This is a genomic window from Actinomadura fulvescens, from assembly GCF_039533225.1.
GTDB classification, from domain to species: domain Bacteria; phylum Actinomycetota; class Actinomycetes; order Streptosporangiales; family Streptosporangiaceae; genus Spirillospora; species Spirillospora fulvescens.
The window spans coordinates 1-19568 of record NZ_BAAATD010000029.1; the positions used below are offsets into that span (position 1 = coordinate 1).

Genomic DNA, 19568 nt, shown 5'->3' on the forward strand with positions numbered 1-19568 from the left:
ACGTCGCCCAGCAACTCAACGGCCGACCACGCAAAACGCTCGGCTGGAGAACCCCAGCCGAGCGCCTGCGTGATCTACTGACAACCACGTAAGCCATCAGGTGTTGCGAGGACCCCGAGAATCCGCCCATCTCGACCGCCGGGGCGTCCCTATGTGCTGGGGCCGTGGCGCTGTGCTGGGCCCGTGGCGCTGTGCTGGCCTGTGGCGCTGTGCTGAGCCTGTGGCGCTGTGCTGGCCCGTGACGGTGTGCTGAGCCCCTGACGCTGGCTGAGCCGTTGACGGCCCGGTGGGGCAGGGCGACGGCGCGATTCCTGGCTCATCTCTCCAGGTAGGGGCGTTACTGTCTGCCCTGTCCCCGCCGGGACGTTTCCATGCTGACATCCGTTCCGGGAGTCCGGCAGGCCCATTTTCGTCAGGCCAACTTGACGTCAGGCCATCCTGACGAGACCATGGCGTCATGGTTACGCCAGACGAACTCGACAGGACCCTGACCTTGCGCGAGGCCGTGCTCCGCTACGACGAACTGCGGGCCCGCGACTCGTTCGCCGAAGGTGACGCCGAGGTCACCGCCCTCACCCAGGCCGAGGCGCTCGAACTGCTCGCGCTCGGCGAGGTCATCGCCCGCAAGGCCCGCTACGGCCGCCAGCTCGCGGTGCGCTCGGCCCGCAGAGCCGGTGCCTCCTGGTCACGCATCGGCGAGGCCCTCGGCACCAGCAAGCAGACCGCGTGGGAGACGCACAACCGCTGGATCGACGAGCAGGCCCGGACGGACCTCGGCGACGGCCACCTGGGCATGACCGAGGCCGAGGTCGCCCGAGAACGCTCGCTGGCCGGTCTCCCCGACAACACCTAGCCCCGGACGCTTAGTAGCGGCTGTCCGCGACGGCCCGCGACGGCCCGCGACGGTCAGCGGCCAGCTAGCAGCTTGACCACTGGCGCGAAGTCTCGCATCGCCGCGTCGCCGACCAGGTAGTAGGAGAAGCCGAAACGTTCCCGTCGGGCGACCATCTGCTCGGCGATGTGCTCGGCGGGGCCGACGAACTGCGACGGCATGTCGAGCACCAGGTCGGCCGCCGCGGTGCCCCAGCCGCGCAGCACGGCCTGGCGCGCGGCGACCTTGCGCGGATCGGCGCCGAAGACGGGCGACACGAGCATGCTGAGCTCGACATCCCGCCCGGACGCGGCCTCGCGTACCCAGTCGGTCTTCCGGGCGATCGTGTCGGGCATGCGCTCGGACATCTCGTCGGAGATGGTGCCGTTCGGCAGGGCGCGCGGCAGGATGCCGACGGTGTCCGCGTACCGCCCGGCGAGGCCGAGCATCCGCCTGCTGCCCGCGCCGACGAGGATCGGCGTCGGACGCGTGGGCGCCGGGAACACCGTGAGGTCGCGCACCTGGTAGTGCTCACCGCTGAACGAGGTCTTCTCCCCGCCGAGGAGGCTCCGGAGGATCTGCAGCGACTCCTCCAGGCGATCCACGCGTACGCCCGCGGCGTCGAACGGCATTCCTGCCTGCTCGTACTCCTCCCGGAGCCATCCCGCACCGATGCCGAGCTCGAACCGCCCGCCGGACAGGTGATCCAGCGTCGAGGCCTCCTTCGCCAGCATCACCGGATGGCGGTAGTCGTTGGCCAGCACCAGGGTGCCGAGGCCGAGCGTCGTGGTGACCCCCGCGGCCGCGGCGAGCGCGATGAGCGGCGCCGGCTGGTCGCCGAAGGGTTCGGTCACGAAGTGGTCGCGCAGAGTCAGCGTCGCGTAGCCGAGTTCTTCGGCCAGGCGAGCCGTCGTGGTGAGGTCGTCGGCCGTGCGGATCGATTCGCCCACGATGCCGAACCGAAAAGGGCGCTGGTTGTTCATGACTCTCAGTCTGCGTGTTCGCCCTGGCCGGAGCTGGCAGGAATGCGACATCACGTTGCCCGTGCCTGGTGTTCGGCCCGCTCCAGGGCGGGCCTGGCCTCGTCGGGCAAGGGACGGGTGCGTTCGACGTAGCGCCCGGACAGCTCACGGACGATGATGCCCGTCTCGATGCCGTGCTTCAGCAGCAGCATGTCGCGCCGTTGCAGGCCGAGGCAGATCCGCCTCGTGATCACGAACGCGATCACCGGCCCGGCCACGACCACCACGCGGAAGATCCAGGTCGTCGCGAACAGCGACAGCTGGAAGGTCTCGGCGAGGACGTCGTTGCCCGCGGCGGCCCACAGCACGCCGTAGAACACGATGCCCGCGACGCCGACGCCCGTGCGGGTCGCGGCGTCGCGCGGCCGGTCGAGCACGTGGTGCACCGCCCGGTCGCCGGTGAGGCGCGCCTCCAGGAACGGGTACAGCGCGAGCCCCGTGAAGAAGACGGTGATCACGAGCAGCGGCACGAGCACCCCGAGGGCCAGCGTGTGCCCGGCGAACGTGACGTCCCATCCGGGCATGAGCCGCAGCGCGCCGTCGCCGAACGCCAGGTACCAGTCGGGCTGCGACCCGGCGCTGATGGCGGTGGGGGAGTACGCACCGTACTGCCAGATCGGGTTGACCTGGAAGAACGTGGCGAGCAGCACGGTGACCCCGGCGGTGAACAGGAAGAACGCGCCGGTCTTGGCCATGAAGACCGGGAAGAAGGGCTTGCCCTCGACGGCCTTCGCCGTGCTGCGCCCGCGCCGGAAGTCGGTGTGCTTCTGCACCCACGGCAGGATGATCGCGTGCACCGGCACCAGGGCCAGCATCAATCCCGGCACGAGCAGCACATGCAGGATGTAGAAGCGCGGGATCAGGTCCGTCCCCGGGAACTCGCCGCCCAGCAGGAAGAAGCTGATGTAGGTGCCGGCGAGCGGGATCGACTGGACCGCTCCGATGATCAGGCGGATTCCGGTGCCCGACAGCAGGTCGTCGGGCAGCGAGTAGCCGGTGAACCCGTTCACCATCGCCAGCGTGAACAGCGTGAAGCCGAGCAGCCAGTTGAGCTCGCGGGGCTTGCGGAAGGCCCCGGTGAAGAAGACCCGCAGCAGGTGGGCGAGGATCGCGGCGACGAAGACGATCGCCGACCAGTGGTGGACCTGCCGCATCAGCAGTCCGCCGCGCACGTCGAGGCTGAGGTGCAGCGTCGACTCGTACGCCTCGCTCATCTCCGTCCCGCGCAACGGCGCGTACGAGCCGTCGTAGACCACCTCGGCCATGCTCGGCTTGAAGAAGAACGTCAGGAACACGCCCGAGAGCAGCAGCACGGCGAACGAGTAGAGCGCGATCTCGCCGAGCATGAACGACCAGTGGTCGGGAAAGGCCTTGCGGATCGCGCGCCGGGCGAACGCGGCGCCGCCGAGCCGTTCGTCGAGCGCCTCCGCGGCGCGTCCGGTCGCTGACATCACCCTCACCCCCGGTGAGTCGTCTCCTACGACGGAACGTAGTACGACAACACGTAGTACTACAAGGGTGCGAGCGATTCTCGTCGAGGCGGACGGGGCCGATCCGGCGTCGGCCCCACCGGCCACGGCCCGGCCCGGTAGGGTGCGGCGGATGGCCGATGATCAACTATTGGTGACCCCCCGCCATGTGCTGTGCGTGCTCGGCTCCGGCCTCGATCTCGACCTCGTGGCGAGCATCGCGGAGGACGCCGGGTTCGAGTTCGACCGCGAGTACTCCGAGCCCCACCCCGACCCGCGCATGCCGCGAGCCTTCCGCAGCTGCGCCGCCGAGGCGTCCTTCACGGGCGCCGACTGGGAGGCCGTCGAGTCCCACGACACGGTGGCCTATCTTCTGTCACGCCCGATCCTTCCCGGCATGGGGCCTCTCGTCTCGGAGCTGCTGCTCGCGCTGACCGCGAAACTCCTGCGTTCCGGCGCCACCGCCGTCAAGAACGAGAGCAGCGGCCTCACCCACGGACGCGACCGGTGGCTCGAACTGGCCGACGACCTGGCCGCGGCCGACGACCTGGCCGCCGCCGATGACGACCCCGAAAGGGAGAGCAAACTCGTTCCGCTCTATTTCGCCTGGGTCAAGAGACCGATCGTTGACGGCTCGCTCCACTTCAGCTGCGGCATGCATCTGCTCAGCCAGCCCGACATCGAGGTCGAGGGCGCCGAGCCCGAAGAGGCCGCGGAGCTGATCGACGCCCTCGCCCTCTACATGCTCACTGAGGAGCGCGGCCAGAATCTCTCGGACGGAGAGGGGTTCCGCCTGGCCGAGGACGCTCCCCGGTGGATCCTCGGCCACCACCCCTGCGACCGTTACGACGACGACGACTTCTTCTACAACCCGAACGGATACTGGCGCCTCACCCCGGACCGGAAGTGATCAACCGGCGATGAACGCCCGCGCTCTGCGGAAGAGGCTCAGGGTGATGCTGTGGAGCAGGTCGCCGGTCTCCTTGGACGCCTTGCCGGCGAACGCGCGGGCGTGGGTGCCCTCCAGGACGATGCCGAGCTTGAAGCAGGCGAGCACGGCGTACCAGGTGATCGCGGACAGGTCACGGCCCGCCGTGGCGTCGGCGCGTTCGGCATAGGCGGTGACCAGGTCGGCGGCGGCCGGCAGTGCGCCCCCGTCACCGAGGGGACCGGCGAGCGAGGTGCTCGCGTCGCCGGGCTCGGGCCAGGTGGCCAGCAGCCAGCCGAGGTCGAGCAGCGGATCGCCGATCGTGCACATCTCCCAGTCGACGATCGCCGCGACCCGCGGGCCGTCGAAGGAGTACATGAGGTTGGCGAGGTGGTAGTCGCCGTGCATGACGCCGGGACGCCACGTCGTGGGACGGTTGTCGTCGAGCCAGCCCGCGACCTTGTCCAGCTCCGGGATGTCGGGGCCGGGATAGCCGTCGAGGGCGCTGTAGGAGTCAAGTTCCGACATCCAGCGGCCGACCTGGCGTTCCAGGAAGCCCTCCGGCTTGCCGAAGTCGCCGAGCCCGACGGCGGCGTGGTCGACCGCGCCGAGCGAGGAGAGGGCACGGGCGGCGTTCAGGCCCATCTCACGCTGGACGCGGGCGTCGGACGCGTGCGGCTCGGGGAGTGACACCGAGGCGTTGAACCCCTCGACCGGCGTCATGAGGTAGAACACCGCGCCGTTCATGACGGACTCGTCCGGGCAGGCGGCGAGGACGCGCGGGGCCGGGACGCCGGTGCCGTCCAGGGCGGACAGGACGCGGGCCTCGCGGCGCAGGACGTCGTTGGTACGGGCGCGCAGGTGCTTGGGACCGCGCCGCAGGACATAGGACTCGCCGCCCCGGCGGAAGCGGATCAGGATGTTCTGGGTGCCCCCGCTGAGCGGGGTGACGTCCTCGAAGGGGCCCGTGGGCAGGCCCTGGCCGTCCATCCAGCGGGCGAGGACGTCGAAGTCCACGAGCGCGGGGTCGATCTGCTCCACGGTCGGTCTCCCTCGAAGAACATGGTCCTACCGGAGAGTAACAGTCACCTTCCGGCGCGCGAGGACGCGGGCGGCGACATCGTCGTTTCATGCACTTGCATTAGGAAGTCAGGGGCATGGATTATCGAGGGCACCGAACCGCCCGAGGAGGCCCGCGATGGCATGGGATTTCGAGACCGACCCCGAGTACCAGGAACTGCTCGACTGGGCCGACGCGTTCGTCCGCGACGAGGTCGAACCCCTCGATCTCGTGCTCGGCGACCCGTACGACAAGACCGACCCGCGTTACAAGCGGCTCGTCAAGCCGCTCCAGCAGCAGGCGAGGGAACGCGGGCTGTGGGCCTGCCATCTCGGCCCCGAGCTCGGCGGCAAGGGGTTCGGGCAGGTCAGACTGGCCCTGCTGAACGAGATCCTCGGCCGCTCGCGCTGGGCGCCCTCGGTGTTCGGCTGCCAGGCACCCGACTCCGGCAACGCCGAGATCCTCGCGCACTTCGGCACGCCCGGGCAGAAGGAGCGTTACCTGCGCCCGCTCCTCGACGGCGACATCTCCTCGTCGTACTCGATGACCGAGCCGCACGGCGGCGCCGATCCGACGCTCTTCACCACACGCGCCGTGCGCGACGGCGACGAGTGGGTCATCAACGGGGAGAAGTGGTTCTCCTCCAACGCCCGCCACGCGAGCTTCATCATCGTGATGGCGGTCACCGACCCCGGCGTGAGCGCGTACGAGGGCATGTCGATGTTCATCGTGCCCGCCGGGACGCCCGGCCTGACCATCGTCCGCAACGTCGGTATCGCCGGGGAACGTGAGGGCTCCCACGGCTACCTGAGGTACGCGGACGTCCGGGTGCCCGCCGACAATCTGCTCGGCGCGGAGGGCGGCGCGTTCGTCATCGCCCAGACCCGGCTCGGCGGCGGGCGGATCCACCACGCGATGCGTACGATCGCGCAGGTGCGCAAGGCCTTCGACATGATGTGCGAACGGGCGGTGTCGCGGGAGACGCGGTGGGGCCCGCTGTCCAAGCTCCAGCTGACCCGGGAGAAGATCGCCGACAGCTGGGTCGAGATGGAGCAGTTCCGCCTGCTGGTGCTGCGCACCGCCTGGCTGATCGACAAGCACCAGGACTACAAGAAGGTCCGCAAGGACATCGCGGCGGTCAAGGCCGCGATGCCGAAGGTCCTGCACGACGTCGTCCAGCGCGCCATGCACCTGCACGGCGCTCTGGGCGTCTCCAACGAGATGCCGTTCGCCAAAATGCTGCTGGGCGCCGAGGCGCTGGCCATCGCCGACGGCCCGACCGAGGTGCACAAGATCACCGTCGCGCGCCAGGTGCTGCGCGACTACGAACCGGTCGAGGGGCTCTGGCCGACCGCCCACCTCCCCACCCGCCGGGACGCGGCCCGCGAGCGCTACGCCGAGGCCCTCGAACACGCGCTCGCGAACGAGTGAACGGCACCAGGGAACGCCTCCTCGACGCCGCGCTCCGTCTCTACGCCGAGCGCGGCCTCGACGCGGTGAGCCTCCGCGAGATCAACCAGGCGGCCGGCGCCCGCAACGCCACCGCCGTCCAGTACCACTTCGCCGGCCGTGCGGGGATCATCAAGGCGATCTTCGACCGGCACCTGCCCGACGTGGACGCCCGCCGCCACGCCCTGCTCGACGCCTACGAGGCCGCCGGCGGCGGGGTGCGCGACCTGGCCGCGGCGCTCGTCCGGCCGCTGGCGTCCCGCCTGGCCGACCAGGCGGGACGCGACTTCCTGCAACTCTGGGCCGACGTCATCAACCGGCCAGGACCCGTCGCCGCGGCCGCCGCGCTCGACGATCCCGCCGACAGCCTGCACCGCTGGCGCGCGCTCGTGGAACCGCTGCTGGAGGCCGACGCCGCGCGGCTGCACCGGCGGTTCACCGCGATCCTGTACGCCTCGATCGAGCTGGCCCGCCGCGCCCGCTCCGGGCCGCACACCGACGACCGGCTCTTCACCAGCTATCTCATCGACGTCGTGGCCGCGATCCTGGCCGCGCCCGTCACGGAGGAGACCCGGAGACTCGCGGACGAACGCGACGCGGCCAGATCACAGTCGCCGGAGCACACCCGTCAGACTCCCTGAGCCCCGCCGCGCTTCCGGCGCGCAGCGATCTTCGCAGCGCGCCTTCACAAGTCAGGCGCGTCAGCGGGGTCGCCAGGGTCCCGGACGGTCGCCGGGCGGGAGCGCCGTGAACAGCTCCAGGGCCTGGATGGCGTCCCCGATGGGCACGCACGGAATGTAGATATAGCTGGGCTGTCCGTCGCCGCTCAGCAGGTTGTAGGCCCATCCCCGCCCATCTATATGCGCGGCCGAGAGCATCACCATGCGTCCGTCCATAGGGTGATGCAGGACGAGCCGGGGCACTTCTAGGCCGTACTGCTGTGTGTACGCCCATCCCCGCTGTTCCAGGATCGGCGCCAGCGTGTCCAGCCGGACGCAAGCCCCGAAATGGGTTTGCCATCCGTGCTCGACTTTCACGTCGTGCCAGGAACCCCACCAAGCGAAGATGCGCTCGACGATGCGCGCGGTCATACGGCAATCTCCGCGAACACGATCTTTCCACCCTCCGCTACAGGGCGCGTTCCCCAACGGAAGACCAGTTGAGAGAGGATCATCAATCCTCTGCCGTCTTCCTGCGTGACATCTGGATGCTGAATGACCGGCATCTCGTCGCTTTGGTCCCAGACTTCGACCACCAGCCGCCCGTGCAGGGGATAAGCCCGCACGATGATGTGATCGTCCGGCTTGGCGTGCCGCCAGGCGTTCGCCGCGAGCTCGGAAACGATCAACCGAGGTATGAAGTCATCCATGTGAAGGGCGCTTGCGATCATGCCCACGTGATCACGAGCCGACTTGATGGCCTCCGGCACCGGCTTGAGCACGATTGTGTCCTCCATGACCCGCTCTCCCTCGGGATTGTCACCCACCGTTCCTGCCTTGTGACGCATTTACATGGAGACAGAAAACAGCGTACGGTGACAGGCAAGCCACACAGGGCAACTCAATGGCTCCCCTTCGCTTCCCGTTCGGTTCCCGGAGGTTCCCCTTGCCAGCACGGACGCGGTCACCCGAGCTGAAGGCATTCGGTTCGGAGGTCACCAGGCACCGGGAGAACGCGGCCATCACGCTCACCGAGCTGGCGCGCCGGGTGTCGGTCAGCCGCAGCTACATCGGTCAGGTGGAGGCTGGTACGACTCGCTGCCGTGAGGACTTCGCGGAGCGGGTGGACGCCGCACTGACGGCTGACGGTGAGATCATCAAGTCGTGGAGCGAGCTGATACGCGGGACCAAGTACCCCCGGCATTTCGTGGACTTCACGAAGGTGGAGGGGACTGCGGCGCAGCTCCGCTCGTACGAGACCCACAATGTGTACGGGCAATTCCAGACCAAGGCCTACATGGGTATGATTCTCTCGAAGCCGGAGGACATCGAGCTGCGACTGTCCCGGCAGGCGCGCATCCTCAGCGATACTGCGCCACAGGTCTACGTCGTCCTGGAGGAGAGCGTTCTGTACCGCGAGATCGGATCACCGGAAGTCATGCGGGAACAATTGGAGTTCCTCGCAGAGATCTCCCACCGGAGGAACATTTCTCTCCAGGTACTCCCCAACGTCTTCGTATCGGAAGCCCGCGCATCGTTCACCATAGCGACCCAGACGGACCGCAGCGAAGCGCTGTACACGGTCAACGCAATGGACGGACAGACGTCAACGGACCCTGCTGATCTTGCCTGGGTGAGCGCGACATTCGCCGCCCTGCAAGCGAACGCGTTGAACGTACGGGACACCAGAACATTCATCAGAAGGGTGTACGAGGAACAATGGACTTGAACTGGCGAAAGTCTTCACGGAGCAGTTCCCAGGGCGATACCTGCGTAGAAGTCGCCAGCATGCACGGCGCAGTCGCCATTCGCGACAGCAAGGACCCTCACGGCCCGGTGCTCGCGGTGACCCGCGCGGCTCTCCGGAAGGCTATTGAGGACGCAGCTAACTGAAAGCAGCAATGACAAGGGCGAGAGACCTTCTAGAGAAGGTGATTCAGGAACGATGGACCTGACATGGCGTAAGGCGTCGCGCAGCAGTGCGGAAGGCGACAACTGTGTCGAGCTGGCGAACCGGGCTGACGCGGTTGCCGTGCGGGATTCCAAGGACCCTCACGGCCCAGTCCTGGTGGTGACCCGTGCAGCTCTCCGGAAGGCTATTGAGGCCGCAGGCCGGTGAAGAGGTCGTCCTCCATGCCGTCCGGGACGGGCACGTGGCTGAAGTGCCGGACGAAGGCCTCCTGGCCGTAGACCAGCCGCTGGGCCTCGTCGGGCAGCCGCAGGAGGAAGATGCTGTCGCCCTGGCTGGCGTGCGCCTCCAGCGCCTTGCGCTTGCGGTCGACGTAAGAGGCGACGTCGACCACGCTGGTGATGAGCTCGTCGGCGGTGCCGAAGTCGTCGTCCGGCTCGAAACCGGGGTCGATGCCGGATCTCTTGAGCTCCTCGAAGAGCTGGGTGACACCGGATCTCGGCACGGCGGTGAAGTAGAGCTTGCGCGGGATCCCAGTCGCCGCGGCCGCCGCGACGGCGATGTTGTGGGCCTGGATGTGGTCGGGATGGCCGTAGCCGCCGTTCGCGTCGTAGGTGACGACGACCTGGGGACGGTAGCGCTCCATGAGCTCGCCCAGCCGTGCCGCGGCGCGTTCGACCGGAACGTTGGCGAACGCGTCCGGGTGCTGGTTGGTGGCCCAGCCGTCCATGCCGGAGTCGCGGTAGCCGAGGAGCTCCAGGTCGGTGATGCCCAGCAGCCGCACCGACTCGCCCAGCTCGGCGAGCCGCCGCTGTGCCACCTCGGCGGCGTCGTGGCCCGGGTCGTCGGGTTTGAGGCCGCCGGAGTCGTCGCCCTGCTCGCCGTTGGTGCAGGTGACCAGCACGGTGCGGATGCCCTCGTCCGCGCAGCGGGCGAACAGGCCGCCGGTGCTGAGGACCTCGTCGTCCGGGTGGGCGTGGACAGCCATCAGCGTCAGTTCGTTGGCCATGGGCTAGGCGACTCCTCATGCAGCGATCAGCCGGACCCGCTCCACTGTACGAGCCGAAGCCGACAATTCGGCAGCCGTCAGGCCTGCGAGACCGCCTCCGCCGCCGAGAGGTCCTCGGTGCTGAGCGGGTGCGCCGGATCGTCGAACGGGAAGTGCGACGTCGCCTCCAGGCCGTCCACGATCAGGAGCTCCCCCGGTTCGAGCAGCCGCCAGTCCGGATCGTCGCTCATCGGCTCGCTGGCGATCACGTACGCCGGGATCGTCGCGCCGTTGGCCCCCGCCACGTCCAGGCTGCCCGGCTCGTGCCCCGAGGCCAGGTGTCGCTGCCCGAAGCCTCCGAGCGCCGGGTGCAGTACCCACAGTTCGTTGTGGTGCGGATAGCGCAGCGCCCACAGGCGCCGGGGCTCGGCCAGCAGGATGTTGAGCGCGTAGACGGGGAGCTCGGCGGCGATGCGGCTGATCGCCGCGATGAGGCCCGCCGTGGTGTCGCCGGCCCGCCGGATCTCCGCCGTGATGTAGGCGAAGATCATCTCGGAGTCGGTCTGGCCCTCCATCAGCGCCCGGTCGACGTCGGTCAGCCACGAGTCGAGCACGTCCAGGCCCTGCACCACCCCGTTGTGCGCGAACAGCCGGTCGCGCATGTCGAACGGATGGGCGTTGTGCACGCTGATCGCGCCGGTCGAGGCGTACCGCACGTGCGAGACGAACGTGTGCGAGACGACGTTGCGGGCCGCGGAGGCGAAGTCGGCGTTCTCGTACGCGGCGATCGGCGCCCGGTCGCGCACCGGCTCGTCGCCCAGCGAGAACCAGCCCAGGCCGGTGCCGTCGGGCATCCGCCGGCTCTGGGCGTGCAGGCTCTGCGGCGAGTCCAGCAGCCAGAACGTCGCGCGCACACGAGGCCCGCCGGTCGTCATCCCGAACAGTCGGCACATGCTTCTCACCTTGCCTCAGGCCGTGGAGCCACGTCAGCCCCGGCCCCCTGGACGGCCTTCACCCGGCCCCGGACACAGAACCAGCCGATCACGAGCGCCGCCGCGATCAGCGGCGTCAGCAGGACGGTCATGTGCCCGGCGCGGTGTGGGATATCAAGATCCACTTGTGCCCGGAATCTTCGACGTGTAACGCCTTGATGCCGTACCGTCCCGGTATGGGGCCGCCGCTGGTACTTCTGGACGTCGACGGTGTGCTCAACCCGTTCCAGGGCCCTCGCGCGGGCGGGGAGACCGGCTATCGCCGCCACCGTTGCTCTCCGGAAGGGATCACTTACCAGCTGTGGCTGAACGCGGGTCACGGCCGCCTGCTCCTCGATCTCGTCGAAGAGGCCGGCGCCGAGCTGGCCTGGGCGAGCTACTGGTGCGCCCACGCGAACGAGTGGATCGCGCCCAGGGTCGGATTGCCCGAGCTGCCGTTCGTGCCGATCCCGCGGTTTCCCGGACGCGGCGAGGGCGTCACGCTCGGCGCCTGGAAGGCGCGGCACGTCGCGCTGTGGACGGAGGGCCGGCCGTTCGTGTGGTTCGAGGACGAACCGGACGCCACCGCTTGCGTCGCGGCCGAGCCGGGCATCGGCGAACATCTGCTCGTGGCGATCGACCCCGACGTCGGGCTCACGCGCGACCATCTCGACCTGGCGCGCGAATGGCTGCTGGGGCTCGACCGCTGACGTCCGTCCCGGCCTAGCCCCCGGACACGGCACAGCCCCTCGGCGGACGAGCCGAGGGGCTGCTGTGGGCCCGATGTCGCGTCGAGTGCGATCAGCGGGAACGGCTCAGCAGGAGCGGAGCAGGCGCGTGAGGGCCTTCTTCTCAGCGGAGTCGACCGTCAGCTTGTAGCGCCACTTCACATCGATCCAGGAACGCACGTACGTGCAGCGGAACGCGGCGCGCGGCGGCACCCACTTGGCCGGGTCCTTGTCGCCCTTGGCCTGGTTCACGTTGTCGGTGACCGACCACAGCTGCGAGCTGGCGCGGTCGTTGGCGAACGCCGTGCGCTGCCGGGTGGTCCACGACCTCGCGCCCGAACGCCACGCCTCGGCCAGCGCCACCATGTGGTCGATGTCGATGTCCGAGGCCTTGCGCCACGTCCTGCCGTCGTACGGGCTGTACCAGGTGCCGGAGACCGCCGCGCACTTGGAGTTGACCCGCACGTTGCGGCCGTCGCGCTTGAGCACGGTCTCACGCGTGTTGCAGGCACCCTTCACGGTGCTCCAGTGCGGGAACTTGCTGCGGCTGTAACCGGTCAGCGAACCCTCCTTGGCGACGCGCAGCGACGCGAGGTGCTTGGCCGTGACGGCCTTGCCGGGTGGGGGAGGCGGCGCCGCGTACGCGGCGGGCGCGGCCACCAGGGTGGACGTCAGGGCGGCGGATCCGAGGGCGGCGACGATGACCGTGCGTCTCACAGGATCTCCTTTTCGCTGTGGAGGAGGAGCAGCCGCCCAGTCTCAGTTAGTTGGATAAAGGCGATATGTCGGTTCGGTAACCGACAAGATCACGATCGTGGTCACATTCGTCCAATACGGCCCGGTGCCGCCGTCCCTAGCGTCGATCTCGTACGACCGGCGAGAGAAGGCCGGCGAGAGAAAGGACGACGACGATGGCGCGGACACCACTGCTCGACCTGGCGTTCGGCTACATGCCGGCCCAGCTGCTGTACGCGGCGGCCGAGCTGCGGCTGGGCGACGCACTGGCCGGCGGCGCGCGGACGAGCGGCGAACTGGCCGCCGAGACCGGCGCCGACCCGCAGGCGCTGCACCGCCTGCTGCGCGCGCTGACCTGTCTCGGCGCGCTGGCCCAGGACGAGCCCGGCCGGTTCACCCTGACGGAGGAGGGCCGGCGGCTGCGCGCCGACGCGCCCGACTCGATCCACGGTTTGCTCGGGCTTTTCTGTGCCCCCGACGTATGGAGATCCTGGGGCGACCTGGTGGAGACCTTGCGCACCGGCGACCCCGCTTGGGAGCGCGTCAACGGGATGACCCCGTTCGAATACCTGGAGCGGCATCCCGAGCGGTCGGTGACGTTCAACAAGGCCATGTCGGAGCACACCCGCGAGGTGGCGCCGGCGTTCATCGAGGGCTACGACTTCACCCGCTTCGGCACGATCGCCGACCTGGGCGGCGGAGACGGGACCCTGCTCGCCGCGATCCTGCGGGCCGTCCCCTCGGCGCGCGGCGTGCTCGTCGACCTGCCCGCGGGGCTGGAGGAGGCCGACGGGACGCTCAAGGAGGCCGGGGTCGCGGACCGGTGCGAGCTCGTTCCGGGCGACTTCTTCCAGAGCGTGCCGGAGGGCGCCGACGCCTATCTCCTCAAGAGCGTCATCCACGACTGGAACGACGAGCGGGCCGTGGCGATCCTGCGGACCTGCCGCGCGGCCGCCGCGGCCGACGCCAAGGTGCTGCTGCTGGAGACCGTGGTACCGGAGAAGCTCACCCCGGAGCACACCGGCATCGTCATGAACGACATGAACATGCTGGTCTGCACCGGCGGCGGGGAGCGCACCGAGGAGGAGTTCCGGCGGTTGCTGGAGGCCGCCGGATTCGCGCTCACCAAGATCACCGACGTGCTGGGGCCGTCCGGCTACCGTGTCATCGAAGGCACACCGGCCTAGCAATCTTTGTCAGGGTCCGCTTATGTCTGGACGGCGTCCTCCGGCAGGATGGGGACGCCGTCCACATCAGCGGACCCCTGCCGAAGGAGCCCTTGAATGAGTTCACTCGCCGGTCGCGTCGCACTGGTCACCGGAGGCAGCCGCGGCATCGGCCGCGCGGTCGCGCTGGCCCTCGCCGCGGACGGCGCCGCGGTCGCCATCGCCTACCGGCGTGACGAGGAGGCCGCGGCCAAGACGGTGGCCGACCTCCAAGCGCTCGGCGTCGAGGCGCGCGCCTTCCGGGCGTCGGTGGACACACTCGACGGCTGCCGCGGCCTCGCCACCGCCATGCGCGAGGCGTTCGGGCGTCTCGACATCCTCGTGCACAGCGCGGGCATCGCCAGCCGAGGGCAGAGCGTCGCCGACACCGACCCCGCCGAGCTGACCCGGGTCCTCGGCGTGCACGCGTTCGGCCCGCACCATCTCAGCCAGGCGCTGCTGCCCCTGCTCCGGCAGGCCGAACGCGGCGACCTGGTGTTCGTCTCCAGCGTGATCACGGGGATCTACCCGCCGTTCAGCGCGCCGTACGCGATGGGCAAGGCCGCGATGGAGGCGCTCGCGCACACCCTGGCCAAGGAGGAGCGGGGCCACGGCATCCACGTCAACATCGTGGCGCCGGGCCTGGTCGACACCGACATGGGCCAGCGCCTGGTCAAGGCGACCATGGGCGTGGACGACATCCGCCAGCAGGACGCGATGTCGCCGTTCGGCCATGTCTGCTCGCCCGAAGAGGTCGCCGACGTGGTGCGCTTCCTGGTGTCGGACGCGGCCTCGTACGTGACCGACCAGCGCATCGTGGTGGACGGCGGGACCTTCTAGGAGACTCCCGGAGCCCTACCTGCCGGCCCGGCGGGCTACCTGCTGGTCCAGTCGGGCTACCTGCTGGTCCAGTCGGGCTGCACGAAGTCGGCGACGCGAACCTCGCGCCCCAGCAGCACAACCTCGCGGAACTGCCACAACATCGCGCCCGTCGGGGCGTGCACGAGCCACCCCGGCCCGAGCTTCATCTGCAGCATGCGCCCGCCTTCCAGTTGCGGCACCCATCGAGGCGTGTCGTCGGCGGCCAGCCTGGCCAGGCTCACGTGGTGAACGGAGTGGACCTCGTCCGGGCTGGGCCGGAGGGGGCCGGGTTCGGGCAGGGCGACCACGATCGGGCTGATGGCGAAGCCCGAGGTGGCGGGGAAGTCGTCGAGCCTGCCGAGCACGTCTTCAGGCCCGGCGGTCAGTCCGATCTCCTCGTCCAGTTCCCGGAGCGCCGCCTGCTCCGGCGTCTCCCCGGTGTCCACGCGTCCTCCCGGCAGCCCCCACTGGCCGGCGTTCCGGCCCCGGTAGGCCCGCTTGATCAGGATCACCGAGGGGCCGTCCGGACCGGGGACGACGCAGATGACGACCCCGGCGCGGCGCATGCCGGGCGCGTCCGGGACCACGGTGTGGGAGAAGCCCGCCAGGCGCCGCGCGGCGGTCTCCTGGAAGGCGGGCAGGCCGGTGAGGGGATCGGTCATGAGCAGATCTTCTCAGGTGACACGCTGTCGCGTTTCTTCAAGACGCCGCCTGCCGGCGGCGCTAGTGTGAAACGGAGGTGTTCGAACTGATGTGCGAGGAGACGCCATGGAGATGCGAGAGCTGATGGTGCCCGCGGCCCAGACCGCGACGCGGATCGTCCGAGCGATCCCGGCGGACCGGCTCGGCGCGCCCTCCCCCTGCCCCGAGTGGGACGTCCGCGGGGTGATCAACCATCTGATCTTCTGGACGGGGCGCGGCGCGACCGCCGCGCGCAAGGAGCAGCCGCCACAGGGGCCGGGGGAGGACCACGACTTCACCGCCGACGGAGACTGGGCGGGCTTGTACGCGGCGAAGGCGCGCGAAAGCGCCGAGGCCTGGACGGACCCCGCCGCCTGGGAGGGCCACACCAGCCTGACGGGCACCGCGCCGGGGATGCCCGCGGCGATCATCGGTGGCATGTTGTTCAGCGAGTACGTCCTGCACGGCTGGGACCTCGCGGTCGCCACCGGCCAGGACGCCGAGTTCCCGCAGGAAATGGTCGAACGCGCCTACGCGCACCTGGTGGAGACCGCGGAGATGGGCCGCCGGTACGGGGCGTTCGGTCCCGAGGTGAAGGTGCCCGAGCCGGCTCCGCTCCTCGACCGGCTGCTCGGGCTGGCGGGCCGCGACCCCCAGTGGAAGCCCTGACCTCCCACTCGGGACCCGCCGGGGCCGACGCGCCGGTTATTGCGGCGCGAGTGGCGGTCTGGGCGCTCTAGGCTTGGTGGCATGTCTGCCACGTCTTCGATCCGCGTTCGCTTCGCACCCTCGCCCACCGGCATGTTCCATGTCGGCGGCGCCCGGTCGGCCCTGTTCAACTGGGTCATGGCCAAGCAGTCGGGCGGAACGCTGGTCCTGCGGATCGAAGACACCGACGCCTCGCGCAACAGCCCCGAGTGGACCGAGGGCATCATCCGCGCGCTGGCCTGGCTGGGCATGGACGGCGGGGAGTACGAGGGCCCCTACTTCCAGTCGGCCAACGCCGACAAACACGCCCAGGCCGCGCGCACGCTCCTCGACCAGGGCCGCGCCTACTACTGCGACTGCACCCGCGAAGCCGTGATCGCCCGCACCGGCGACCAGCACAAGGGCTACGACGGCTTCTGCCGTGACCGGGGCTTGGAGGCGGGCCCGGGCCGGGCGCTGCGCTTCCGCACCCCGGACGAGGGCCAGACCGTGGTCGTCGACCTGCTGCGCGGCAAGCCGGTCTTCGAGAACGCCGTGCTGGAGGACTTCGTCATCGCCCGCGCCGACGGCTCGGTGACGTTCCTGCTCGCCAACGCCGTGGACGACATGAGCCAGACGATCACGCACGTGGTCCGGGGCGAGGAGCACCTGTCCAACGCGCCCAAGCAGCAGCTGCTGTGGGAGGCGCTGGGCGGTGAGCCTCCGGTCTGGGCGCACCTCCCCGTGATCGTCAACGAGAAGCGGCAGAAGCTGTCCAAGCGCCGCGACAAGGTGGCGCTGGAGGACTACCGGGCCGAGGGCTACCTCGCCGAGGCCATGCGCAACTACCTGATGCTCCTGGGCTGGGCGCCGTCGGACGACCGCGAGATCGTGCCGTGGAGCGTGATCGTCGAGGAGTTCCGGATCGAGGACGTCAACACCTCGTCCGCGTTCTTCGACGTGAAGAAGCTGCGCGCGATCAACGGCGAGTACCTCCGCGCCCTGCCGGTCGAGCGGTTCGTCGCCGAGTGCCTGCCGTTCCTGGAGGAGGCGCCGTTCGGCTACGACCCGGCGGTCTTCGACCAGCTCGCACCGCTGGCGCAGACCCGCGTGGCGGTGCTGTCGGAGATCGTGCAGATGGTCGACTTCGCGTTCCTGGACGAGCCGCCGTTCGACGAGCAGTCGTGGAACAAGGCGATGAAGGAGCCCGCGGCCGAGATCCTCGCCGCCGCCGAGGAGGCCTACCGCGACGCGCCGTGGGAGACCGAGGAGCTCAAGACCCGGCTGGAGCAGGTCGGCGCCGCCCGCGGCCTCAAGCTCGGCAAGACCCAGGCGCCGGTGCGCGTCGCGGTCACCGGCCGCACCGTGGGGCTGCCGCTGTTCGAGTCGCTGGAGATCCTGGGCCGCGACCGGACCCTGGCCCGGATCGCGGCCGCCCGCGCCAAGCTGGCCCCCGCTACCTGAACGTGATCACTCCGGGATAGTGGCCGGACGCGCAGACGAAGCGCATCCGGCCGCGTCCCGGCGTGCCCAGGTCGAGACGCGTCTCGCCGTTCACCGGGAGCACCACGTCCAGGTCGCGCCCGGGCAGCGTGAACGCGCGGGTGTGACCGCGGGTGCCCTGCGTGCGCAGCACCAGCGCCGTGCGGACGCCGGCGCGCGCGGTCAGCCGTGCCGGGCGGTATCCCTGGTCGAGCGCCCAGACCGTGACGACCTGCGTGCCGGTGGCGTCCGTCCGGACGAACGGGCCGGAGCCCGCGGCCGAGGCGGCGCCCGTCCCGCTGTCGGGGAGCCAGCCGCCGACCCGCAGCCCGGAGATCATCGTCCAGCCCGCCACGACGAGCAGGGCGGCGCCGATCAACGCGGTCAGCCGCCCGCGGAGCAGGGCCAGAGCGCGGCCGACGGTGATGCCGACCAGACCGAACACCGGCGCCGTACCGAGGACGAACCCGGTCATGACGATGGCCCCGCCCGCCGCGGACCGGGAGGAGACCGCCAGCAACTCCGCCGTGAGCGTCAGCCCGCACGGCACCAGGACCGTCGCCGCGCCCAGCAGGGCGGGCCGCCTCGTGCGGGTGCCGCCGACGGGCGCGGCGCAGTGCCCGGCGTCGAACTCACCGTCATTTCCCCGCCGCCCCCGCCCGAGCAATCGGCCGGCCGGTGCGAAGCCGAGCAGGTCCAGAGCGAACAGAACGAGGAAGAGCGCGGCCAAGGCCAGCAAAGCGCCCCGTACGCGCGGACCGGGCTGCAGAGCGCCGCCCAGCAGACCGAGCGCCGCCCCGAGGGCCGCGTGCGAGATCAGCTTGGCGGCGAGGAAGATGGCCACGGGCCGGGCGGAGCCGGGCGCCCCCCGCACGGCACCCGCCAGCAGACCGAGCTGAACGGCGACGCAGGTGGTGGCACCCGCCAGGAGTCCCGTCCCGGCACCGGCGGCGAACAATGCGGCGGTGTCCATTTCGCCCCACCTCCGCAGCGGGACCCTTCCCGATCCCGGCGGCGGGCAAGCTGGCCCCGGACGGTAGCCGTGCCTATCCGCGGAGTCAGGTGCCGCTGGTGTCCTCGGAGTCGCCCGTGGATGCCTCGCCCGCGCCGCTCTGGGCGTCCGAGCCGTTCGGCGTGGTCTCGGGCGGCCCGTCGTCCGCCGCCGGCTTCAACGCGGTGTCCGGCGGCGTCAGCAGGGCCGAACGCAACTCGCCGACCTGCCGGTCGAGCTCCTCGAACTCCGGCCGCAGCGCGGGCGGAACGCGCGTGCCCAGCGCCTTGACATGCGCGGCCAGCTCGGTCAGCCGCGCCGCCGCGCTCGCCGACCCGAGCCCGGGCAGCCCGGGCTCGTCGTCGGGGCCGCGGGTCTGCAGGAGCGCGGCCTGCTCGCGCAGCAGCGCCGCCTGCTCCCTCAGCAGGGTCGTCTGCTCCTGGAGCTGCTTGTTCTTGTTGTGGAGCTCGACGAACACCGAGACCTTGGCCCGCAGGACCCAGGGGTCGAACGGCTTGGAGATGAAGTCGACGGCGCCGGCGGCGTAACCGCGGAACGCGTAGTCCGGATCGCTGTTGACCGCGGTGAGGAAGATGATCGGCAGGTCGCGCGTCTTCTTGCGGCGCTTGATGTCGCGGGCGGTCTCGAACCCGTCCATGCCCGGCATGACCACGTCGAGGAGGATGACGGCGTACTCGTCGGTCAGCAGGGCCTTGAGCGCCTCCTCACCGGAGCGCGCCCGGACCAGGTCCTGGTCGAGGGAGCTGAGGATGGCTTCGAGCGCGATGAGGTTCTCCTCGCGGTCGTCCACGAGCAAAATCTTCGCCTTGTCGTCCACGCGCGCTCTCTCCGATCCGTGGTCCTTCCTCATT

Annotated in this window: 23 protein-coding genes; 12 read left to right on the top strand and 11 right to left on the bottom strand. The window is 70.0% G+C overall.

The features are described from left to right. The first annotated feature begins 457 nt into the window (after positions 1–457). Complete coding sequence (locus ABD333_RS46530; protein ID WP_344549350.1) at positions 458–853, top strand: hypothetical protein; 396 nt, start codon at positions 458–460, stop codon at positions 851–853. A gap of 53 nt (positions 854–906) precedes the next feature. Here the strand turns inward: ABD333_RS46530 and ABD333_RS46535 are convergent, their stop codons facing one another. Both ABD333_RS46535 and qcrB read right to left on the bottom strand, forming a co-directional pair. Then, a complete protein-coding gene (locus ABD333_RS46535) occupies positions 907–1854 on the bottom strand; it encodes a TIGR03621 family F420-dependent LLM class oxidoreductase (protein ID WP_344549351.1) in 948 nt (315 codons plus the stop codon). 50 nt (positions 1855–1904) lie between these two features. Next, positions 1905–3344: a cytochrome bc1 complex cytochrome b subunit gene (gene qcrB, locus ABD333_RS46540; RefSeq protein ID WP_344549352.1), complete on the bottom strand. Its 1440-nt coding sequence runs from the start codon at positions 3342–3344 to the stop codon at positions 1905–1907. Positions 3345–3495: 151 nt separating this feature from the next. Between qcrB and ABD333_RS46545 the strand changes: the two genes are divergently transcribed. Continuing rightward, positions 3496–4272, top strand: a complete 777-nt coding sequence (locus tag ABD333_RS46545; protein ID WP_344549353.1) for a hypothetical protein — start codon at positions 3496–3498, stop codon at positions 4270–4272. Here the strand turns inward: ABD333_RS46545 and ABD333_RS46550 are convergent, their stop codons facing one another. After that, positions 4273–5331, bottom strand: coding sequence for a phosphotransferase family protein (locus tag ABD333_RS46550; protein ID WP_344549354.1), 1059 nt, complete (start codon positions 5329–5331; stop codon positions 4273–4275). Positions 5332–5488: 157 nt separating this feature from the next. Here ABD333_RS46550 and ABD333_RS46555 point away from each other — a divergent pair, with 157 nt between their 5' ends. Continuing rightward, positions 5489–6781: an acyl-CoA dehydrogenase family protein gene (locus ABD333_RS46555; RefSeq protein ID WP_344549355.1), complete on the top strand. Its 1293-nt coding sequence runs from the start codon at positions 5489–5491 to the stop codon at positions 6779–6781. After that, positions 6778–7440: a TetR/AcrR family transcriptional regulator gene (locus tag ABD333_RS46560; protein ID WP_344549356.1), complete on the top strand. Its 663-nt coding sequence runs from the start codon at positions 6778–6780 to the stop codon at positions 7438–7440. Before ABD333_RS46555 ends, ABD333_RS46560 begins: the two co-directional genes overlap by 4 nt. A gap of 60 nt (positions 7441–7500) precedes the next feature. On the opposite strand, the gene ABD333_RS46565 is transcribed toward ABD333_RS46560, so the two are convergent. Beyond that, on the bottom strand, positions 7501–7890 hold the full coding sequence (locus ABD333_RS46565) for a hypothetical protein (protein WP_344549357.1): 390 nt from the start codon (positions 7888–7890) through the stop codon (positions 7501–7503). After that, a complete protein-coding gene (locus tag ABD333_RS46570) occupies positions 7887–8255 on the bottom strand; it encodes an ATP-binding protein (protein ID WP_344549358.1) in 369 nt (122 codons plus the stop codon). The genes ABD333_RS46565 and ABD333_RS46570 overlap by 4 nt, the downstream gene beginning before the upstream one ends. 149 nt (positions 8256–8404) lie before the next feature. On the opposite strand from ABD333_RS46570, the gene ABD333_RS46575 reads away from it, so the two are divergent. Genes ABD333_RS46575 through ABD333_RS46585 form a run of 3 tightly spaced genes read left to right on the top strand, consistent with a single transcriptional unit; the run spans position 8405 to position 9577 of the window. After that, the gene (locus tag ABD333_RS46575) at positions 8405–9187 is read left to right on the top strand and encodes a helix-turn-helix domain-containing protein (protein WP_344549359.1); all 783 of its coding nucleotides are present in this window, start codon (positions 8405–8407) and stop codon (positions 9185–9187) included. Further along, a complete protein-coding gene (locus ABD333_RS46580; RefSeq protein WP_344549360.1) occupies positions 9178–9351 on the top strand; it encodes a DUF397 domain-containing protein in 174 nt (57 codons plus the stop codon). Before ABD333_RS46575 ends, ABD333_RS46580 begins: the two co-directional genes overlap by 10 nt. Before the next feature lie 52 nt (positions 9352–9403). Continuing rightward, the gene (locus tag ABD333_RS46585; protein WP_344549361.1) at positions 9404–9577 is read left to right on the top strand and encodes a DUF397 domain-containing protein; all 174 of its coding nucleotides are present in this window, start codon (positions 9404–9406) and stop codon (positions 9575–9577) included. Here ABD333_RS46585 and ABD333_RS46590 read toward each other — a convergent pair. Together ABD333_RS46590 and ABD333_RS46595 are read right to left on the bottom strand one after the other, a co-directional pair. Then, the gene (locus ABD333_RS46590) at positions 9555–10376 is read right to left on the bottom strand and encodes a PIG-L family deacetylase (protein WP_344549362.1); all 822 of its coding nucleotides are present in this window, start codon (positions 10374–10376) and stop codon (positions 9555–9557) included. The genes ABD333_RS46585 and ABD333_RS46590 overlap by 23 nt on opposite strands. Positions 10377–10453: 77 nt before the next feature. Continuing rightward, on the bottom strand, positions 10454–11308 hold the full coding sequence (locus ABD333_RS46595; protein WP_344549363.1) for a class II glutamine amidotransferase: 855 nt from the start codon (positions 11306–11308) through the stop codon (positions 10454–10456). Between the two features lie 215 nt (positions 11309–11523). On the opposite strand from ABD333_RS46595, the gene ABD333_RS46600 reads away from it, so the two are divergent. After that, on the top strand, positions 11524–12036 hold the full coding sequence (locus tag ABD333_RS46600) for an HAD domain-containing protein (RefSeq protein WP_344549364.1): 513 nt from the start codon (positions 11524–11526) through the stop codon (positions 12034–12036). Positions 12037–12141: 105 nt separating this feature from the next. Here ABD333_RS46600 and ABD333_RS46605 read toward each other — a convergent pair whose 3' ends face one another. Then, positions 12142–12771 (bottom strand): GmrSD restriction endonuclease domain-containing protein, encoded by a 630-nt coding sequence (locus tag ABD333_RS46605; RefSeq protein WP_344549365.1) that lies wholly within the window; start codon positions 12769–12771, stop codon positions 12142–12144. A 194-nt stretch (positions 12772–12965) separates the two neighbouring features. Here ABD333_RS46605 and ABD333_RS46610 point away from each other — a divergent pair, with 194 nt between their 5' ends. Both ABD333_RS46610 and ABD333_RS46615 read left to right on the top strand, forming a co-directional pair. Beyond that, on the top strand, positions 12966–13976 hold the full coding sequence (locus ABD333_RS46610) for a methyltransferase (protein WP_344549366.1): 1011 nt from the start codon (positions 12966–12968) through the stop codon (positions 13974–13976). A 96-nt stretch (positions 13977–14072) separates the two neighbouring features. Continuing rightward, entirely contained in the window at positions 14073–14834 is a 762-nt protein-coding gene (locus ABD333_RS46615) for an SDR family NAD(P)-dependent oxidoreductase (RefSeq protein WP_344549367.1), read from the top strand. 56 nt (positions 14835–14890) lie between these two features. On the opposite strand, the gene ABD333_RS46620 is transcribed toward ABD333_RS46615, so the two are convergent. Next, a complete protein-coding gene (locus ABD333_RS46620; protein WP_344549368.1) occupies positions 14891–15517 on the bottom strand; it encodes an NUDIX hydrolase in 627 nt (208 codons plus the stop codon). 106 nt (positions 15518–15623) lie between these two features. On the opposite strand from ABD333_RS46620, the gene ABD333_RS46625 reads away from it, so the two are divergent. After that, positions 15624–16205, top strand: a complete 582-nt coding sequence (locus tag ABD333_RS46625) for a TIGR03086 family metal-binding protein (RefSeq protein WP_344549369.1) — start codon at positions 15624–15626, stop codon at positions 16203–16205. Positions 16206–16286: 81 nt separating this feature from the next. Then, positions 16287–17687: a glutamate--tRNA ligase gene (gltX, locus tag ABD333_RS46630; protein ID WP_344549370.1), complete on the top strand. Its 1401-nt coding sequence runs from the start codon at positions 16287–16289 to the stop codon at positions 17685–17687. Here gltX and ABD333_RS46635 read toward each other — a convergent pair. Together ABD333_RS46635 and ABD333_RS46640 are read right to left on the bottom strand one after the other, a co-directional pair. Beyond that, positions 17680–18678, bottom strand: coding sequence for an urease accessory protein UreH domain-containing protein (locus ABD333_RS46635; RefSeq protein WP_344549371.1), 999 nt, complete (start codon positions 18676–18678; stop codon positions 17680–17682). The two genes, gltX and ABD333_RS46635, sit on opposite strands and share 8 nt — an antisense overlap. An 85-nt stretch (positions 18679–18763) precedes the next feature. Then, positions 18764–19534, bottom strand: coding sequence for a response regulator (locus ABD333_RS46640; protein ID WP_344549372.1), 771 nt, complete (start codon positions 19532–19534; stop codon positions 18764–18766). Between the last annotated feature and the right edge of the window lie 34 nt (positions 19535–19568).

Bases quoted from the DNA above. Each gene is read 5' to 3' on its own strand.
- ABD333_RS46570 (WP_344549358.1), bottom strand. From the start codon at position 8,255: ATGGAGGACACAATCGTGCTCAAGCCGGTGCCGGAGGCCATCAAGTCG.
- ABD333_RS46600 (WP_344549364.1), top strand. From the start codon at position 11,524: ATGGGGCCGCCGCTGGTACTTCTGGACGTCGACGGTGTGCTCAACCCG.
- ABD333_RS46625 (WP_344549369.1), top strand. From the start codon at position 15,624: ATGGAGATGCGAGAGCTGATGGTGCCCGCGGCCCAGACCGCGACGCGG.
- ABD333_RS46535 (WP_344549351.1), bottom strand. From the start codon at position 1,854: ATGAACAACCAGCGCCCTTTTCGGTTCGGCATCGTGGGCGAATCGATC.
- ABD333_RS46565 (WP_344549357.1), bottom strand. From the start codon at position 7,890: ATGACCGCGCGCATCGTCGAGCGCATCTTCGCTTGGTGGGGTTCCTGG.
- ABD333_RS46585 (WP_344549361.1), top strand. From the start codon at position 9,404: ATGGACCTGACATGGCGTAAGGCGTCGCGCAGCAGTGCGGAAGGCGAC.
- ABD333_RS46615 (WP_344549367.1), top strand. From the start codon at position 14,073: ATGAGTTCACTCGCCGGTCGCGTCGCACTGGTCACCGGAGGCAGCCGC.
- ABD333_RS46635 (WP_344549371.1), bottom strand. From the start codon at position 18,678: ATGGACACCGCCGCATTGTTCGCCGCCGGTGCCGGGACGGGACTCCTG.
- ABD333_RS46555 (WP_344549355.1), top strand. From the start codon at position 5,489: ATGGCATGGGATTTCGAGACCGACCCCGAGTACCAGGAACTGCTCGAC.
- ABD333_RS46595 (WP_344549363.1), bottom strand. From the start codon at position 11,308: ATGTGCCGACTGTTCGGGATGACGACCGGCGGGCCTCGTGTGCGCGCG.
- ABD333_RS46590 (WP_344549362.1), bottom strand. From the start codon at position 10,376: ATGGCCAACGAACTGACGCTGATGGCTGTCCACGCCCACCCGGACGAC.
- ABD333_RS46580 (WP_344549360.1), top strand. From the start codon at position 9,178: ATGGACTTGAACTGGCGAAAGTCTTCACGGAGCAGTTCCCAGGGCGAT.
- ABD333_RS46545 (WP_344549353.1), top strand. From the start codon at position 3,496: ATGGCCGATGATCAACTATTGGTGACCCCCCGCCATGTGCTGTGCGTG.
- ABD333_RS46610 (WP_344549366.1), top strand. From the start codon at position 12,966: ATGGCGCGGACACCACTGCTCGACCTGGCGTTCGGCTACATGCCGGCC.
- ABD333_RS46530 (WP_344549350.1), top strand. From the start codon at position 458: ATGGTTACGCCAGACGAACTCGACAGGACCCTGACCTTGCGCGAGGCC.
- ABD333_RS46620 (WP_344549368.1), bottom strand. From the start codon at position 15,517: ATGACCGATCCCCTCACCGGCCTGCCCGCCTTCCAGGAGACCGCCGCG.
- qcrB (WP_344549352.1), bottom strand. From the start codon at position 3,344: ATGTCAGCGACCGGACGCGCCGCGGAGGCGCTCGACGAACGGCTCGGC.
- gltX (WP_344549370.1), top strand. From the start codon at position 16,287: ATGTCTGCCACGTCTTCGATCCGCGTTCGCTTCGCACCCTCGCCCACC.